Genomic DNA, 16,228 nt, shown 5'->3' with positions numbered 1-16,228 from the left:
CGCCCGGCGACGCCCGCGTCCCCCATCGCCACTCAGCTCTGACCTTTGGCCTTCGCGTAATCGGTGGCCATCTCGCCGCCGATGTCGTACAGCACGACGGCCTCGTCACCGACCACCCGGGCCTCATGCCCCGGCGAGACGGCGAAGACATCGCCGGGTCCGATCTCGGACTCGGCCCCGTCGTCCATCCGGATGCGCATCCGCCCCCGGACCACGATCCCGCGGTGATCCACCTCGCAGCTGTCCGTCCCGGCTATCTCCTTGACGGATTCCGTCCAGTTCCAGCCGGGCTCGAAGGTGCCGACGGCGAAATCGAGACCGCTCAGGTGCAGGACCTCGATGTGGCCCCGGGGAAAGTCACGCCGCTCGTCGGGCTTTTCGATCGTCTTGACTTCCAACATTGCGGTACCTCCTGTGCCGTACTTCCATCGTGCGCCTTGCGGCCCCGTGCACGCACATCCGGACAAACCCCCCGCGGCTCACCGCTCATCGCCGTCGTCGTGGTGCCGGTGCGCCGCCCGCGGATGACGCAGCCTGATCCACACGTCCCGCGCCCGCCGCCCGGCCCGGGCCCGGCTCACCGCCACCAGCCGCCTGGCCTCCTCGACGGTCTCCACCATGGGCCCCGAGCCGCGCAGCGGCCTGCCCGCCGTCTCGTGCAGGAACAGCGCGGAGACCAGCCCGACCAGGCCCGCGGCCATCAGGTAGTACGCCGGCACCAGCTGGTCGCCGGTGATGGCGACCAGCCAGGAGGCGACCAGCGGGGTGGTGCCGCCGAACAGCGACACCGAGATGTTGAACGAGATCGACAGCGCGCCGTAGCGCAGCCGGGTCGGGAACAGCGCGGGCAGCGTGGCCGCACTGGTCCCCGCGAAGATCACCAGCAGCAGCCCGAGGATCACACAGCCCACCGCGGGCATCAGGATTCCGCCCGCCTGGATCAGCAGCACCGCCGGAATGGCGAGCGCGATCATCCCCACGCTGCCGGCCATGAACATCGGCCGCCGCCCCCACCGGTCGGAGGAGCGGCCCACGAGGGTGATCGTCAGCGCGACGAGGAGCATGGTGGCGAGCACCAGCACCTGGGCCGTGGTGGCGTCCTGGCCCAGCGTGGAGGTCATGTACGTCGGCAGGTAGGACGTGACCATGTAGTTGGTGACGTTGTAGAGCAGCACAAGCCCCATGCAGATCAGCACGGCCTGCCAGTGCCGGGTGAAGATCTCCTTCAGCCTGCCCTTGCCGGACTGGCGCGCCTCCTCCACCGGGTCCACGTCCCCGCGCCCGGCGCCCACCGCCTCGGCCGCCCGCTCCGCCTCCTGCTGGAACGCCGGGGTCTCCTCCAGCCGCAGCCGCATGTACAGCCCGATCAGCCCGAGCGGCCCCGCGATCAGGAACGGCACCCGCCAGCCCCAGTCCACCATCCCCCGCTCGCCGAGCACCGCGGTCAACACTGTGACCACCCCGGACCCCAGCGAGTAGCCGACGAACGTGCCGAAATCCAGCCAGCTGCCCAGGAAGCCGCGGCGCCGGTCCGGGGCGAACTCGGCGATGTACGTGGTCGCCCCCGCGTACTCGCCCCCGGTCGAGAACCCCTGCACCACCCGGCACGCCAGCAACAGCAGGGGGGCCGCGATGCCGACGGACGCGTACCCCGGCAGCAGCCCCACCGCGAAGGTGCCGATCGCCATCATGATCATGGTGGTCGAGAGCACCCGCCGCCGCCCGATACGGTCCCCCAGCGGCCCGAAGACCAGCCCGCCCAGCGGGCGCACCAGGAACGCGACCGCGAAGGTGGCGAAGGTGGAGACCACCTGCGTCGCCGGAGAGTCCGAGGGGAAGAAGACCTTGCCGAGGGTGACCGCGACATACGCGTAGACGCCGAAGTCGAACCACTCCATCGTGTTGCCCACCGCCGTCGCGGCGACCGCCCGGCGCAGCCGCGGCCGGTCGACGACCGTGACGTCCGAGATGGTCAGCGGCTGCTTGCGGCGGCGCAGCAGCGTCCGCAGCATCCGATCCGTGCGCTCGCTCCCGCCGCCGCGCACCGCCCGGCGGGCGCGGCGCAGGGGATGACGGGGTGGTGGGCGACCGGTACTCATCCTCTTCCCTGCCGATCCCTGCCGACGTTCCTCCCATCGTGCGCCCGAGCGCGCGGGGCCGCACGGGCGCAGGGGCGGAAAATTGTTCCAAGATTTTTTGCCGGGGCTGTCGATCCGGCCGTCTCCCGTTCGACGCAGGGGTGACAGCAGGAAACACAAGGCGAGGAACCAAGGAGACACCATGCCGCGCTTCATGACGCTGATCCGCATCGACGAGCAGAACGCCCCCGCCGAGGGCCCCAGCCCCGAGCTCCAGGAGCGCATGGGCGCGCTGCTGGAGGAGATCACCAAGGCCGGGGTGATGCTGGACACCGCCGGGCTCGCCCCGACCTCCGAGGGCACCCGGGTCACCTGGTCCGGCGGCAAGCTCAGCTACACCGACGGGCCCTTCACCGAGAGCAAGGAGGTCATCGGCGGCTACTCGATCGTCCAGGCCAAGGACAAGGCCGAGGCGCTGGAGTGGACCAAGCGGTTCCTGCAGACCCACGAGGACTACTGGACCATCACCGCCGAGGTCCGCGAGATCGCCGAGGGCTGATCGGCCGCGCTTGCCCCGTTGTGGCGCGGCTGCTCTGATGGGTGGACGTGACGGGAGCAAGCTCTGAAACGGTCCAGGCGACCCAGGCGACCCAGGCGATCGAGACGGTCTTCAGAATCGAGTCCGCGCGGATCATCGCTGGTGTCACCCGCATCGTGCGGGACATAGGGCTGGCCGAAGAGCTCGCGCAGGACGCTCTGGTCGCCGCGCTGGAGCAGTGGCCGGAGTCGGGCGTCCCGGACAAGCCGGGCGCCTGGCTCATGGCCACCGCCAAGCACCGCGCGATCGACCTCGTACGCCGCAAGGAGACCTACGCGCGCAAGCTGGCCGAGGTCGGCCGGGCCCTCACGGACACCTCCCCGCCCGAGTACTCCGAGGACGCCGCCGAGGACATCGACGACGACCTGCTGCGGCTGATCTTCACCGCCTGCCACCCCGTGCTGTCGACCGAGGCCCGCGTCGCGCTCACCCTGCGGCTGCTGGGCGGGCTGACCACCCAGGAGATCGCCCGCGCCTTCCTCGCCCCCGAGCCGACCGTCGCCCAGCGGATCGTCCGCGCCAAACGCGCGCTCGCCAAGGCCGACGTCCCCTTCGAGGTCCCGTACGGAGCCGACCGCGCCGCCCGCCTCGCCTCGGTCCTCGAAGTCATCTACCTCGTCTTCAACGAGGGCTACTCCGCCACCGCCGGAGACGACCTGGTCCGCCCCGCCCTGTGCGAGGACGCCCTCCGCCTGGCCCGCGTCCTGGCCGGTCTGATGCCGGGGGAACCCGAGGTCCACGGCCTCGCCGCGCTCCTGGAGTTCCAGGCCTCCCGCATCCCGGCCCGCACCGGCCCCGACGGCGAACCCGTACTCCTCGCCGACCAGAACCGCGCCAAATGGAACCGCCTCCTCATCCACCGCGGCGTCGAAGCCCTCCACCGCGCCGGCCACGGCCCGTACTCCCTCCAGGCCGCCATCGCCGCCTGCCACACCCAGGCGGTCCGCTACGAGGACACCGACTGGGCCACCATCGCCACCCTCTACGGCCGGCTGATGGCCCTGACCCCCTCCCCCGTGGTCGAGCTCAACCGTGCCGTCGCCGTCTCCATGTCCCAGGGCCCCGAGGCCGCCCTCCCCCTGGTCGACGCCCTCGCCGACGACCCGGCCATGAAGGACTACCACCTGCTCCCCAGCGTCCGCGGCGACCTCCTGGAACGCCTGGGCCGCGCCGCGGAGGCCCGCGCCGAGTTCGAGCGGGCCGCCACCCAGACCCACAACGCCCGCGAACGCCACTTGCTGCTGGAACGGGCCGCCCGGTGCGTGTCCGAGTGACTAGCGCAGGGTGAGCGGGGTCTCGGACCCGACGCGGGTCAGCTTCTCGGGGTTGCGGACGTAGTAGAGGCCGACGATCCGGTCGTCCTCGAAACGGATCGCGATGACACCGTCCGTCTCACCGTCCACCCGCAGAACGAGCCCCGGGCTGCCGTTGACCACGGTGGGCTCACCGGTGAGCGTGACTCCGGCCGAGCCGCCGACGATGTAACGGGCCACCTTGTCGGCGCCGACGACCGGCCGCCGCGCGGCCTGCTTGACGCCGCCGCCGTCGGTCATCAGGACGACCTCGGGGGCGAGTACGTCGAGCAGACCCTGGATGTCCCCGGTGGCGAGCGCCCGCTGGAACGACTCCAGAGCCGCCTGAGTCCTGCTCGCGGAGACCGCCGTACGAGGGCGGCGGGCATCCACGTGCCGACGGGCGCGGTGCGCGATCTGGCGCACCGCCGCGGGGCTCTTGTCGACGGCGGCCGCGATCTCGTCGTAGCTGACGTCGAAGACCTCGCGCAGCACGAAGACGGCGCGCTCCGTCGGCGACAGCGTCTCCAGCACGAGCATGAGCGCCATCGACACACTCTCGGCGAGCTCGACGTCCCCGGCCACGTCCGGCGAGGTCAGCAGCGGCTCGGGCAGCCAGGGTCCGACATACGCCTCCTTACGGCGCGTCATGGTGCGCAGCCGGTTGAGCGCCTGGCGGGTCGTCATCCGCACCAGATACGCGCGCTGGTCCTGCACCTGCCCCAGGTCGACCTCGATCCAGCGCAGCCAGGTCTCCTGGAGGACGTCTTCGGCGTCGGCGGCCGAACCGAGCATCTCGTAGGCGACGGTGAAGAGCAGGTTGCGGTAGCCGACGAAGGCCTCGGTGGCTTCGTTGACGGAGTGGTCACTCATATGTTGCTCCTGGTCAGGCTGCCGGTTCGGCGTTCAGGGTGGCCGCCGCCGCACCACGCTTGGCCTGCAGCAGCTGCTGGCGCTTGTCGCCCTTGGGCCAGTGGTGCGAACCGGGCTTGCGCGCCTCGACCGCCAAATGCTTGACGCTGAAGTTGCAGGAGACCTCCTTGAGCTTCGCGCCCGGGCGGCCGCCAATGTAGAGCCTTATCGCGATGTCGTCCTTGTTGGCGAGCTGGAAGACACCGGCGCCACGCCCCAGGCCGACGCACATGGCCGGGAACGACAGGTTGATGGGCGCGGGCCGCTTGTCCGCGATCCGGTTGAGCACCGTGTCGGCGGCGTGTGCGCCCAGACAACCCGCGCCATAGGCGCTCATCCGGAACGGCAGGTCCGACGGCGCCGCCGAATCCCCGGCCGCGACGATGCGCTCGTCGTCGACGCTGGTCAACGTCTCGTCCGTGAGCAGACGTCCCAGGGCATCGGTGCTCAGCCCGCTCCGCGCGGCCAGGTCCGGCACGCCGAATCCGACGGTCCAGACGGTGATCTCACTCGGGAGCTCGCGGCCATCGCCGAGCCGCACGGCATCGCGCGTCACGGCCGTCACCTTCGTGTCCGGTCCGTCGAGCACGGTCACCCCGAGCTTGGCGAGCCGCTTGGCGACCGCGCGTCGCCCCCGAGGGTGCAGATACGGACCGAGCAGACCTCCGCAGACCAGAGTCACCCGGCGCCCCTGCTCCGCCAGCTCCGCGGCGGTCTCGATGCCGCTCGGACCGGCCCCGACAACGGTCACCGCGGCCGAGGCGGAGGCGGCGTCGAGAACCGGCCGCAGCCGCTGCGCCTCCTCCAGGGTGGCGATCGGGTAGCCGAACTCGGCCGCCCCGGGCACGCGCGGGGCAGCGCTGCCACTGCCCACCGCGTAGATCAGGTAGTCGTAGCCGATACTGTCGCCGGTCGCCAAGGTCACGCTGCGCTCGGAAGCGTTGATCTGTGCCACGGTGTCGACGACCAGCCGGATGCCCTTGCCCAGGATGTCCTGGTAGTTGACGACCGCGTCATGGGTCCCGGCCACCCGCTGGTGCAGGCGGAGCCGTGCGACGAAGTTCGGGCGCGGGTTGATCAGGGTCACTGTCACGTCGTCGCGCTGCGTCATGCGGTTGGCCGCCATGACGCCGGCGTATCCGCCGCCGATCACGATCACATTGGTGTTCTCGGTGTTCTCAGCCATGGTGTCTCCTCCGTTGCGAGGGTTCGGCCTCAAGACACCGGGTCATCGATCGCTGTGACAGTTTGTGAGGCAGGTCACTCCCCGCGCCGTCTGATGCTCACCGCACGTGGTCGAACGCTCCGCTGCGCTGCGCGTTGGGCCGGTGGAGCCTGGCCCGGCACGGGATCCTGTGCCGCTTCCGGCGCCGGATTCTCAGCCGGGCCGCTTCGCCATGACGACCAGACCCGGCCCGCTGTACTCCTCCGGCGGGAGCCTGAGTTCGGCGACCGGTTGCAGGCCGGCCTGCTCGATCAGAGCCACGAGCTGTTCCGGCCGCCATTTGTGTGTCGTCCAGCGAACGGGTACGCCTCCGTATGCCTCGGTGCGCACCGCGTCTTCGTCGCCGACGTGTGTTGCGGTGATGAAGTGTCCGCCTGGCTTCAGGGCGCGCGCGAACAGGGCGAGAACCTGAGGAAGGACATCACGGGGGAGGTTGAACAGTGACCACCACCCGAGCACACCGCCAAGGGACCCTTCATCAAGGTCGAGGTCGGTGGCAGAAGCGACGCTGAAGCGGCATTGCGGATGAAGACGGCGCGCGTTCTCGATCATACGAGGGGAGAGATCCACCCCGGACACGTCCAGTCCGCGCTCGGCGAGGTAGGCCGTCACCGTTCCGGGCCCGCAGCCGACATCGAGGACGGGCCCGAGCTCGCCCACGGTGTCGGCGAAGGCATCGATTGAAGCCTTGAGCCATGGATGACGACGGATGTCGCCGACTCCCGTCGTTACCACCATGTCGGCGTAGTTGTCGGCCACACGGTCATAGGACTCACGAACCACGTCCAGATCAGCCGGGCGATCGATAGGGTGCGCGCGCATCCGCCGATGATAGGACTGCGCAACGGCCTACAGACTGGCTTGCGCCATCAGCTCTCACCAGCCCTCCGCAGGGTCCAGCCTGTTGATGCCCACCAGTGGTCCCCGGACGCCTGTCGGCCCCAGCTGCCTACAGCCCGCTTTGCGGGCGGCCGGCCTGGCCCCGACCAGTTCCGTGGCCTCGTCCTGGAGGGCCGCCAGGCCGCCCCGCAAGTCCGTAGCCGCTACGAAACTGGCTGACCGCCGGACAGGTCGGCCAAGGCGCCCCGGATATCGCGGATCATCTTTCGGGGCCACCGGTACACGTCACTTGCCGTGAATCTCAACAGCCGTCGGACCTCAGGGCAGGCCAGCACCTCGTTGAAGCGGGCTGCGTCCCTTTGGTGCTGGGCCCTGCTGCCGTGCCACCGGTAGCCCTCGATCTCCACGGCCAGCCCCTGCTCCCGGAACAGGAAGTCAGGGAAGACCCGCCGCCCCGAAGGGGTGATGAGCGGGACCTGTGACTCCGGATAAAGCCCCGCGTCGTTCATCCGCAGCCGGGCGATCGTCTCCGCAGGCGACCCGGCCTTCGGATCTGCCATCGCCAGCCATTCGCGTGCCACCCTCGTGCCCTGAAGCGCGGCGCCGCTTTCCAATGCGCGGGCGATCTCCGCAAGCGTGGTGCACGGCCCCCGCCGCCCCGCCGCGTCCGGGGACCGGCCGGGACGTCGGCTCACGGCGGACTCCACCGCCACCAGGGCCTCGTCCCGCTCCCCAGCCCGCAGCAGGTCCGCCATCGTGCGCGCCACGGTCGTGGTCCTCAGCCCGGCCACGGTGGTGATCTCATCCGTGCCCAACGACAGCTGATGCAGCACTCCGCTGTGCACCGTGGGTGTACATCCACGAGGCGCGATGAACTCCACGCGCTCCGCCCGCGTTTCGATGTCGTGCAGAACAGCAGCTGCCGTGTGGCTCACCACCAACTGTGGGTGCGCCAGCTGGTTTGCCCACAGCAGCGTCATCCCATCCACCACCTGCCCCGGCTCGGCCCAGACCCCCCGGCCGATCCGTGTCCACCCCTCGCTCAGCAGGCGTCTATTCAGCTGCCGCCGATCCCACCCGCCGACCAGAGCCTGAGCCGTCAGCACCACACCGCCCTGGGCGCCGGCCAGCCCGGTCAGCGAGACCGCGTCCCCCGTCCTCGTCATCCCCTCAGGGTGCCGCCTACCTCCGGCGGCCGCCTGGGCCTGTGGACAACCCGGTTTGTAGTGAGTATGAGACAGCGACACGCCGACGGCATGGTGTGTCGCTGTCTCATACTCACTACAAGTTGTCGAGCTCCCCCGCCTTGGCCGCCCGGATGAAGGCCGCGAGCGGGCGCGGGTCGGTGCGTATGGCTGTGCCCGGGGTCTCGCTCTCGCGGAGGTGTATCGCGCCGTCGAAGGCGGCGAGTTCCAGGCATTCGTTGTTCACCCCGTTGCCGGAGAAGCTTGACTTGCGCCAGGGGATGTCGTGCATCTTCAACCCTTCAGAGTTCTCGTGCGATGTGGTGGATAAAGTCTCGCGATTCCTCGGAGCTGAGCGCCACGCGCTCTGCGACGCTCAAGCGGTGTCGGTAATGCTCGAGTTGCGCTTCCCCATCCAGGAAGGCGCTGCCATGCACCTGGTCGATCTGCACCGTGTCCAGTCGGGGCAGTGGCCCCGTCGCGTAGAGCACGGAGTCCCCCATGCCCGCAAAGCCCTCAGCAGCGAAGGGAATCACTCGCACGGTGACACTGGGGAGTTCGGACCTCTCCAGGATGTACTCCAGCTGCTCCCTCGCAACCCCCCGGTCGCCAACCTGCATGCGCAGCGCCGCCTCATGGATGATCGCCGCGTACTCCGGCGGATCGTCACGGTCGAGCACTTCTCGGCGCCGCAGCCGGAAGTCGATCAGCTCCTCGATGTGATCGGAGACCGCCGATCGCGCGTAGGTGAACAGTGCCCGCATATGCGATTCCACCTGCAGCAGCCCAGGGATATGGACGACTCGCAGTGTCCGCATCCCATGGGCGTGCCACTCCAGGGCAGCGATGTCCAACAATTCCGATCCGAGCAAGCCCCGGTGCTTCTCCCACCACCCCCGTACCCGCTCTACCGCCATAGCGATCAGTGCGTCGATCAGCTCGGCGTCCGTGCAGCGGTAGTTGTCGGCCAGCCGTCGCAGCCGTTCCTCGCTGACCCCGATGCGCCCTGCCTCGATATGGCTGATCTGGATGGGGCCGGTGCCCAGCAGCTCACCCGCCTCGCGCACGGTCATGCCCGCGCGCTCCCGCATCTTGCGTAGCTCGGCGGCCAACCGCATCTGGCGCGCCGTGGGGTTGGTTCTCGGCGGCATGCGCTTTCCCTCTCCTGACGGCTTGTCATAGCAACGATGGCACGACTCACCCCGATGGAGCGAATCTCGGGATAAGGGTTGCAACGTATCAGGGATGCACCCTACGTTGAGTATCGCGCCGCTCACCGAGCGAAGCCATCGGGCAGCCGGAAGCGCGTTGCTGTCGCACACCCCACCGCGCCACAGGAGGCCCGTATGCCCCTCGTCACCCCTGCCGTCGCGCCCTTCGAGTACTGCCTGCACGTGCCGCACGACCCCCGTGCCGTCCGCGTCGCCCGGGCCTCCCTCCGTACCGCCCTCACCGCGCACGAGCTGCCCGAATTGGTCGAGCGAGCCGAGCTGCTGGCCAGCGAGATGCTCACCAACGCGATCGTGCACGCCGGAGGGGAGGCCGACCTGCGGGTGAAGTGGTGCGCCGAGAGGTTGCGCATGACGGTTTGGGACATCAGCGCGACGCCTCCCAGTCGGCGGGAGATCCACGGGGACAGCGAATGCGGGCGGGGGCTGCAGCTGCTGGAACTGCTCGCCGACAGCTGGAGTCACTTCGCACTCTCCGGCGAGCTGTGGAGCCCCGCGTCCAAGGTGGTGTGGTGCGAGATCGGCCGGACGCCGCCCGCGTCGTGGGGGTGAAGTCCGTCAGGGCACGGCGACGGCCACGCGGCGGAACTCGACGGACTCGATGGTGACGCCGGGGGCCGTCCACTCGGCGGCGGGTGGGGTGGCCGCGCGGGCCTGCTCCTCGGTCTCGAAGACGATCATCGAGAAGCCACGGCTGTCGACAGGCTCCAGCCAGTGCCCGGAGAGGAAGCCGGGCGCCGAGCAGATCCTCGGCAGGATGTCGTCCATCAGCGCGGCTGCGGCAGCGGGGGCCTGGGCCGGGTCGATGGTCAGGGTCACGAGGGCTGCGTGCACGGGGTCCTCCCTGCTGGTTGTGGATTGTCCTGTCAGCCAGGTAGGACGTCGCGACGGCGCGGAAGTCATCGGTCGCGGCGAGGGTCGGCCTCCGGTCGCCTAGCACCTGACGAGCGCTTCGTAGTCGCGCAGCGTGATGTTCTCGGCGGTCTTGCGGGCGATCTTGGCGGCCATGTTCTTCCCCGGCAGGTAGGGGATGAGCTTGTAGTAGCCGTTGAGGAGCCTGGCGAGGGTCTGGCTACGGGGGACCATGAGCTTGGCGACGCCGTCGCCCATCTTCTGGCAGCCCGTCGCGTACTCGCGCATCTCCTCCTCGTAGCGGGCGAACGCGACGCGGTGGTCGCCGTGCGCGGCGGCCAGTTCGCCGGCGAGGACGTACGCGCCGACCAGGGCGAGGCCCGAGCCCATGCCGGAGAGGGAGGAGGGGCAGTAGGCGGCGTCGCCGATGAGGGCGACCCGGCCGCGGGTCCAGCTGTCCATGTGGACCTGGCCTACGGAGTCGAAGTAGAAGTCGGGCGCGTGGCGCATGTCCTGCAGCAGCCGCTCGCTCTGCCAGCCGTTGCCGGTGAAGTGCTCGGTGAGGGCGGCTTGTTGCCGCGCCACGTCGCGGCGGTCGAGGTCCTGCTTCGGTGAGGCGAAGTAGAAGACCGCCTTGGCCTCGGTGTTGTGGCGGGCGCTGTACATCGCGACCAGCCTGCCCGCGGTGCGGTAGGCGTGTCCGGTGTGGTCGAGGCCGAGGTGGTTGGCCGTGGTGAAGATCGCGCAGTGCACGCCGAGGTGCTTGACGTACTGCTCCTCGGGGCCGAAGGTCAGGCGGCGGGTGGTGGAGTGCAGCCCGTCGGCCCCGATGACCAGGTCGAATCTGCGCGGCGCGGAGCGTTCGAAGGTGACGGTCACGCCGTCGGGGTCCTCGGTGAGCGAGGTGATGGAGTCACCGAAGACGTATTCGGTGTGCTCCTTGGTGGCGTCGTAGAGGATGCGGGCCAGGTCGCCGCGGAGGACTTCGAGGTCTCCGGCGAACAGGTCGGCCGGCATGTCGGCCACCGGCTTTCCCGCGCTGTTGACGTACGACATGTGACCCATGCCGGTGCGGGCCCGCTCGAGCTCGTCCAGGATGCCCATGCGGCGGAGGATCGACAGGTGGGCCTCGCCCCGGAAGTCGACGGCGTAGCCGCCGTCGCGCAGGGCCGGGGCGCGCTCCACGATGGTGGGGTTGAAGCCGTGCCGGTGGAGCCAGTAGGCGAGGGCGGGGCCCGCGATGGAGGCGCCGGAGATGAGTACGTTGCGGGTCTTCGGTGCGCTGTGGTTCGTCATGGCAGAGAGCTTGGCCGGGAGGGCTCACCGCACGCTCACCGCCGGCTCACCGCCTCGACGACGGGCTCGGGGAGGCCCATCAGGGGGAGCCGGTCCGGGCCTCCCGCCGCCTCGGCCGCCTCCTCGTAGCGCTTGTGGGCCGCCGGACGGTCGCCGCGCGCCTCGGCGAGGAGGCCGAGTCCGGCGAGGGTCCGCACCCGGTTGCCGAGGCTCTTGACCCAGTGCGGGTCGATGCGTTCCAGGGCCTCCTCGTAGAGCCGTTCCGCCGCGTCCAGGTCTCCGTCCCGCAGGGCGATGTCCCCGAGTCCGCGCAGGGCCGCCCCCAGGCAGGTCGAACTGCCGGCGCGGCGGGCCAGTTCGGCGGCTTTCGTGTAGTCGGCGCGGGCCGCCACCGGGTCGTCGAGGTGATCACCCCGGTTGACCAGCAGGTCGGCGCTGTCTTCCAAGGCCCCCAGCTCCCCGGTGAGCGCGAGGGCCTGGTCGGTGAGCGCGATCGCCCGCGCGCCGTCGCCGCGCCCGCCCGCGAGGCCGGCCAGCACGTCCAGGGCCAGCGCGGTGCCCCAGCGGTCGCCGAGCGCGCGGAACCCCTCGGCGGCCGTGGCCAGGGCGCGCTCACCCGCTTCGGCGTCCCCCTCGCCGAGCGACCCGAACCCCGTCACGTACCAGGCGGCCGCCCGCGCCCACGGTTCCGGGCAGTCGCGCTGGGACGACACGAGCGCGAACGCGCTCCGCGGGTCGGTCCCGCTCGCGTTCCGCATCATCCACAGGAGCAGGGTGGCCGGGTACCGGCCCGCGCGGGTGCCCGGCCAGGCAGCGGACAGCGCCTTCTCGGCCGCCGCGCGGTGCCGCTGCCAGACCGGTCGCCCGGCGCTGCCGGACGCCGCGAGCAGCAGGCAGGTCGCGTACTCCTCGCCGAGCCCGTCCGGGGGCGTGTCGCCGACGGCGCCCAGCAGCGTGATCGCGTACGGGGCGACCGAGGCGGACGCGCCGCGGATCCACAGGTACGTCGAGGCCGAGGCGAGCAGTTCCAGGGCCGTCGCGAGGTCCGGAGCCTCGACCGCCCAGCGCAGGGCCGCCAGCAGATTGTCGTGCTCGGCCGCCAGGACCCGCAGCCACTCCAGCTGTTCGGCCCGGCGCAGACGCGGATCGGCGGTCCGCACCAGGTCCAGGAAATGGCGGGCGTGGGCGCCCCGTGCCGACGCGCGTTCGCCCGCCTCGTCCAACCGCTCGGCGCCGTACGCGCGGATCGTCTCCAGCATCCGGTAACGCCCGCCGCCCGCGGGCTCCAGCAGCGACTTGTCGGCCAGCGACTCCAGCGTCTCGCCGTCCGTGCCGCACACCCGCAGCGCGGCCTCGGCCGTCGCGCCGCCGGCGAAGACCGTGAAACGGCGCGCGGCCCGCTGCTCGGACTCCGAGAGCAGGTCCCAGCTCCAGGCGACCACCGAGCGCAGCGTGCGATGGCGCCCGTCGGCCGTACGGCTGCCGCGGGCCGCGACCCCGAGCCGGTCGTCCAGCCGGCCCACGAGGTCGTCGAGGTCCAGCGTGCGCAGCCGCGCCGCCACCAGCTCGATGGCCAGCGGCAGATCGTCCAGGGCGGCGCAGACGCGCCGTACGAGCCCGGGATCGGCGGTGAAGCCGCGCCGCACCGCGCCGGCCCGGTCGGTGAACAGCCGCACCGCCGCCTCGTCGTCGAGCGGCCGCACCTGCCACACGTTCTCGCCGATGATGCCCAGCGGCTCCCGGCTGGTCGCCAGGACCCGCAGCCGCGGACAGGTCGCCAGCAGCCGCGCCACCAGCGCGGCGGCCTCCTCGACGACGTGCTCGCAGTTGTCCAGGACGAGCAGGAGCATCCGGCCCGACAGCGCGGCGATCAGACGGTCGACCGGCGTGTGGGAGCCGCCTTGCGGCTGGAGCCCGTCCCCGCGCAGACCGAGCGCTCCCAGCAGCGTCTGGGACAGGCCCGCGCCGTCGCGCAGCGGAGCGAGCTCCACGAAGCACACCTCGTCGTCGGCGGCCCCCGCGACCTCCACCGACAGCCGGGTCTTGCCGACACCGCCCGGCCCGATCAGCGTCACCAGCCGGGCCACCCGCAGCAGCTCGGCGACATCGGCCACCTCCTGCTCGCGGCCCACGAAGGACGTCAGCTGGGCGGGCGGTGCGACGGGCGACGGCGACGGGTCGGCGCTCAGCAGCTCCCGGTGCAGCGCGGCGAGTTCGGCCGAGGGGTCGGCGCCCAGCTCCTCGGCCAGGTGGCTCCTGGTCTCCTCGAACACCACCAGCGCCTCGGCCTGCCCGCCCTCCGCGAACAGCGCGCGCATCAGCAGCCCCGCCAGCCGCTCCCTGAGCGGATGGCGTCCGACCAGCTCACGCAACTCCGCTACGGCCGCGCCCTGCTCGCCGAGCCGCAGCTCGGCCTCGATCCGGTCCTCCAGCGCCCCGAGCCGGAGCTCCTCCAGCCGCACGGCGGCGGCCCGGGCCGTCTCGCTGCCGTCGAGCCCGTCCAACGCGGGCCCTCGCCACAGGCCCAGCGCCTCGCGCAGCGCCACGACCGCCCGCCCGGGGTCGCCGTCGCCCAGCGCGGCGCGGCCCTCCCGGGCCAGCCGCTCGAACCGGCAGGCGTCCACGTCCTCGGCCGCGGCCGCGATCCGGTAGCCCGCCCCGGTCCGCTCGATCGCCGCCGCCGGGCCCAGGGCGGTGCGCAGCCTGGACACCTGGGACTGCAGCGCATGCGCCGACACCGCGCCGCCCGGGTCCAGTTCCTCGGCCAGCCGGTCGGCCGACATGACCTCTCCGGGGCGGATCAGCAGCAGCGCCAGCAGCGCCCGCCGGGCCGGGCCGCCCAGCGGAACCTCTGCCCCGTCGTCGCGCCACGCCCGGGTCTCGCCGAGGATTCCGAACCGCATGCCGGCGATTATGCACACGCCAAAGTGGCCCGGTGACCGACGGATCGGTCACCGGGCCACTTTGGCGTACGGCGAGGCCCGGGCGGGGCCGGGGGTTACTCCGGCCGCTTGGGCTTGGGCCGCCACACCACCAGCGCGCTGGTCTGCCGCACCTGGTCGTAGGGGACCAGGTCGCGGCGGTAGGAGGCGTGGACCGCGGCCTCGCGCTGCTGCATCGCCGCGGCCGCGCCCTCGACCGCGGACTGGAGTTCGGCGACGCGCTCCTGCAGGGCCGCGACCTGGTTCTCCAGTTCGATGATGCGCTTGATGCCGGCGAGGTTGATGCCCTCGTCCTGCGAGAGCTGCTGCACCTGGCGGAGCAGCTGGATGTCGCGGGCCGAGTAGCGGCGCCCGCGGCCCGCCGTGCGGCCGGGGGAGACCAGGCCCAGCCGGTCGTACTGGCGCAGGGTCTGCGGGTGCAGCCCGGAGAGCTGGGCGGCGACCGAGATGACGTACACCGGCGACTCGTCCGTCAGCTCGTACGGGTTGCGGCTCCTGGGCCCGCCCATGCCGCCATTCCTGCCTCCGACCCCTCGGCCAGACGTCTCCATCGGGTCACGCTCCCTTCGCGGACTGGAACAGCTCCGCCCGCGGGTCCTCTCCCGCGGTCGCCTCCCGGTACGACTCCAGCGCCTCGCGCGCCTTGTCGCTGAGGTCCTTGGGGACGGTGACCTCGACGGTGACCAGGAGGTCGCCGCGGGTGCCGTCCTTGCGCACCGCGCCCTTGCCGCGGGCGCGCATCGTACGGCCGTTGGGCGTGCCGGCCGGCAGCTTGAGGGTGACCGGAGGGCCGCCGAGCGTGGGGACCTTGATCTCGCCGCCGAGCGCCGCCTCCGGGAGGGTCACGGGCACGGTGACGGTGAGGTTGTCGCCCTTGCGGCCGAAGACCGGGTGGGGGTCCACATGGACCACCACGTACAGGTCGCCGGCGGGGCCGCCGGTCTCGCCCGGGGCGCCCTTGCCGCGCAGCCGGATCCGCTGGCTGTCGCTGACGCCCGCGGGTATCCGGACCTGCATGGTGCGGGCGCTGCGGGCACGGCCGCTGCCCTTGCACACGTCGCAGGGGTTCTGCGCGATCAGGCCGCGGCCGCGGCAGTCCACGCACGGGTCGGTGAGCGAGAAGCCGCCCCCGCCGCCGCGGCTGACCTGGCCGGTGCCGACGCAGGTCGGGCACACGCGCGGGGTGCCGTTCTTGTCGCCGGTGCCCGAGCACGCCTTGCACGGCGCCTGGCTGGACATCCGCAGCGGGACCGTGGCCCCCTCCACCGCCTCGGTGAAGCTCAGCGTCACCTCGGACTCGATGTCCTGGCCGCGGCGCGGCTGGGCACGGGTGGAGGTGCCGCGGTTGAAGAGTCCGCCGAAGACGTCCCCGAGGCCGCCGCCGAAGCCGCCGCCCGCGCCGCCGCCCTGGGGGCCGCCGGCGCCGCCGAAGAGGTCGCCGAGGTCGAAGTTGAAGCCGCCGGGGCCGCCCGCGCCCGGCCCCGGGCGGAATCCGCCGTTGCCGAACAGGGCGCGGGCCTCGTCGTACTCCTTGCGCCGCTTGGGGTCGCCGAGGACGTCGTTCGCCTCGGAGATCTCCTTGAAGCGCTCCTCCGCCTTGGCGTCGCCCTTGTTGGCGTCCGGGTGGAACTCGCGGGCGAGCTTCCGGTACGCCTTCTTGATCTCCGCCTCGGTGGCGTCCTTGGGGACGCCGAGGACTTTGTAGTAGTCCTTCTCGACGAAGTCCTTGGTGCTCATCCTCGACGTCCCTCCTCTCCTGCCACCGCTGTCACATCAGCCA

At 71.4% G+C, this 16,228-nt stretch carries 16 protein-coding genes; 3 read left to right on the top strand and 13 right to left on the bottom strand.

Annotation, left to right across the window (positions count from 1 at the left end):
- Positions 1 to 32: 32 nt before the first annotated feature.
- Complete coding sequence (locus ACFZDL_RS31205) at positions 33 to 401, bottom strand: cupin domain-containing protein (protein ID WP_353593979.1); 369 nt, start codon at positions 399 to 401, stop codon at positions 33 to 35.
- A 78-nt stretch (positions 402 to 479) separates the two neighbouring features.
- Entirely contained in the window at positions 480 to 2,012 is a 1,533-nt protein-coding gene (proP, locus tag ACFZDL_RS31200; protein ID WP_353594023.1) for a glycine betaine/L-proline transporter ProP, read from the bottom strand.
- A 268-nt stretch (positions 2,013 to 2,280) separates the two neighbouring features.
- On the opposite strand from proP, the gene ACFZDL_RS31195 reads away from it, so the two are divergent.
- Entirely contained in the window at positions 2,281 to 2,637 is a 357-nt protein-coding gene (locus ACFZDL_RS31195; protein WP_352141886.1) for a YciI family protein, read from the top strand.
- A gap of 47 nt (positions 2,638 to 2,684) precedes the next feature.
- Positions 2,685 to 3,950: an RNA polymerase sigma factor gene (locus ACFZDL_RS31190; RefSeq protein ID WP_353593980.1), complete on the top strand. Its 1,266-nt coding sequence runs from the start codon at positions 2,685 to 2,687 to the stop codon at positions 3,948 to 3,950.
- Here the strand turns inward: ACFZDL_RS31190 and ACFZDL_RS31185 are convergent, their stop codons facing one another.
- The 6 genes from ACFZDL_RS31185 to ACFZDL_RS31160 form a co-directional block, all read right to left on the bottom strand.
- Entirely contained in the window at positions 3,951 to 4,841 is an 891-nt protein-coding gene (locus ACFZDL_RS31185; protein ID WP_353593981.1) for an RNA polymerase sigma-70 factor, read from the bottom strand.
- A 13-nt stretch (positions 4,842 to 4,854) separates the two neighbouring features.
- On the bottom strand, positions 4,855 to 6,066 hold the full coding sequence (locus tag ACFZDL_RS31180; RefSeq protein ID WP_353593982.1) for an FAD-dependent oxidoreductase: 1,212 nt from the start codon (positions 6,064 to 6,066) through the stop codon (positions 4,855 to 4,857).
- A 192-nt stretch (positions 6,067 to 6,258) separates the two neighbouring features.
- The gene (locus ACFZDL_RS31175; protein ID WP_353593983.1) at positions 6,259 to 6,927 is read right to left on the bottom strand and encodes a class I SAM-dependent methyltransferase; all 669 of its coding nucleotides are present in this window, start codon (positions 6,925 to 6,927) and stop codon (positions 6,259 to 6,261) included.
- 221 nt (positions 6,928 to 7,148) lie between these two features.
- Positions 7,149 to 8,111: a type IV toxin-antitoxin system AbiEi family antitoxin domain-containing protein gene (locus ACFZDL_RS31170; protein WP_353593984.1), complete on the bottom strand. Its 963-nt coding sequence runs from the start codon at positions 8,109 to 8,111 to the stop codon at positions 7,149 to 7,151.
- Between the two features lie 115 nt (positions 8,112 to 8,226).
- A complete protein-coding gene (locus ACFZDL_RS31165; RefSeq protein WP_353593985.1) occupies positions 8,227 to 8,421 on the bottom strand; it encodes a DUF397 domain-containing protein in 195 nt (64 codons plus the stop codon).
- 10 nt (positions 8,422 to 8,431) lie between these two features.
- Entirely contained in the window at positions 8,432 to 9,280 is an 849-nt protein-coding gene (locus ACFZDL_RS31160; RefSeq protein WP_353593986.1) for a helix-turn-helix transcriptional regulator, read from the bottom strand.
- A 195-nt stretch (positions 9,281 to 9,475) separates the two neighbouring features.
- On the opposite strand from ACFZDL_RS31160, the gene ACFZDL_RS31155 reads away from it, so the two are divergent.
- Complete coding sequence (locus ACFZDL_RS31155) at positions 9,476 to 9,910, top strand: ATP-binding protein (RefSeq protein WP_353593987.1); 435 nt, start codon at positions 9,476 to 9,478, stop codon at positions 9,908 to 9,910.
- 6 nt (positions 9,911 to 9,916) lie between these two features.
- On the opposite strand, the gene ACFZDL_RS31150 is transcribed toward ACFZDL_RS31155, so the two are convergent.
- The 5 genes from ACFZDL_RS31150 to dnaJ all read right to left on the bottom strand — a co-directional run bounded on the left by ACFZDL_RS31150 (position 9,917) and on the right by dnaJ (position 16,185).
- The gene (locus tag ACFZDL_RS31150) at positions 9,917 to 10,192 is read right to left on the bottom strand and encodes a hypothetical protein (RefSeq protein WP_353593988.1); all 276 of its coding nucleotides are present in this window, start codon (positions 10,190 to 10,192) and stop codon (positions 9,917 to 9,919) included.
- Positions 10,193 to 10,291: 99 nt separating this feature from the next.
- Positions 10,292 to 11,506 (bottom strand): FAD-dependent monooxygenase, encoded by a 1,215-nt coding sequence (locus ACFZDL_RS31145; RefSeq protein WP_353593989.1) that lies wholly within the window; start codon positions 11,504 to 11,506, stop codon positions 10,292 to 10,294.
- Between the two features lie 35 nt (positions 11,507 to 11,541).
- Positions 11,542 to 14,409 (bottom strand): BTAD domain-containing putative transcriptional regulator, encoded by a 2,868-nt coding sequence (locus ACFZDL_RS31140; protein ID WP_353593990.1) that lies wholly within the window; start codon positions 14,407 to 14,409, stop codon positions 11,542 to 11,544.
- A gap of 95 nt (positions 14,410 to 14,504) precedes the next feature.
- Positions 14,505 to 14,957, bottom strand: a complete 453-nt coding sequence (locus ACFZDL_RS31135; protein WP_353593991.1) for a heat shock protein transcriptional repressor HspR — start codon at positions 14,955 to 14,957, stop codon at positions 14,505 to 14,507.
- A gap of 46 nt (positions 14,958 to 15,003) precedes the next feature.
- The gene (dnaJ, locus tag ACFZDL_RS31130; protein ID WP_353593992.1) at positions 15,004 to 16,185 is read right to left on the bottom strand and encodes a molecular chaperone DnaJ; all 1,182 of its coding nucleotides are present in this window, start codon (positions 16,183 to 16,185) and stop codon (positions 15,004 to 15,006) included.
- Positions 16,186 to 16,228: the final 43 nt, after the last annotated feature.

Source organism: Streptomyces sp. NPDC007917 (assembly GCF_042959105.1).
GTDB lineage: Bacteria > Actinomycetota > Actinomycetes > Streptomycetales > Streptomycetaceae > Streptomyces.
This window is presented reverse-complemented; position numbering and strand designations above follow the sequence as displayed.

Coding starts and splice junctions, on each gene's coding strand:
- ACFZDL_RS31205 (WP_353593979.1), bottom strand. CDS start 401: ATGTTGGAAGTCAAGACGATCGAAAAGCCCGACGAGCGGCGTGACTTT.
- proP (WP_353594023.1), bottom strand. CDS start 2,012: ATGCTGCGGACGCTGCTGCGCCGCCGCAAGCAGCCGCTGACCATCTCG.
- ACFZDL_RS31195 (WP_352141886.1), top strand. CDS start 2,281: ATGCCGCGCTTCATGACGCTGATCCGCATCGACGAGCAGAACGCCCCC.
- ACFZDL_RS31185 (WP_353593981.1), bottom strand. CDS start 4,841: ATGAGTGACCACTCCGTCAACGAAGCCACCGAGGCCTTCGTCGGCTAC.
- ACFZDL_RS31180 (WP_353593982.1), bottom strand. CDS start 6,066: ATGGCTGAGAACACCGAGAACACCAATGTGATCGTGATCGGCGGCGGA.
- ACFZDL_RS31175 (WP_353593983.1), bottom strand. CDS start 6,927: ATGCGCGCGCACCCTATCGATCGCCCGGCTGATCTGGACGTGGTTCGT.
- ACFZDL_RS31170 (WP_353593984.1), bottom strand. CDS start 8,111: ATGACGAGGACGGGGGACGCGGTCTCGCTGACCGGGCTGGCCGGCGCC.
- ACFZDL_RS31165 (WP_353593985.1), bottom strand. CDS start 8,421: ATGCACGACATCCCCTGGCGCAAGTCAAGCTTCTCCGGCAACGGGGTG.
- ACFZDL_RS31160 (WP_353593986.1), bottom strand. CDS start 9,280: ATGCCGCCGAGAACCAACCCCACGGCGCGCCAGATGCGGTTGGCCGCC.
- ACFZDL_RS31155 (WP_353593987.1), top strand. CDS start 9,476: ATGCCCCTCGTCACCCCTGCCGTCGCGCCCTTCGAGTACTGCCTGCAC.
- ACFZDL_RS31145 (WP_353593989.1), bottom strand. CDS start 11,506: ATGACGAACCACAGCGCACCGAAGACCCGCAACGTACTCATCTCCGGC.
- ACFZDL_RS31140 (WP_353593990.1), bottom strand. CDS start 14,409: ATGCGGTTCGGAATCCTCGGCGAGACCCGGGCGTGGCGCGACGACGGG.
- ACFZDL_RS31135 (WP_353593991.1), bottom strand. CDS start 14,957: ATGGGCGGGCCCAGGAGCCGCAACCCGTACGAGCTGACGGACGAGTCG.
- dnaJ (WP_353593992.1), bottom strand. CDS start 16,185: ATGAGCACCAAGGACTTCGTCGAGAAGGACTACTACAAAGTCCTCGGC.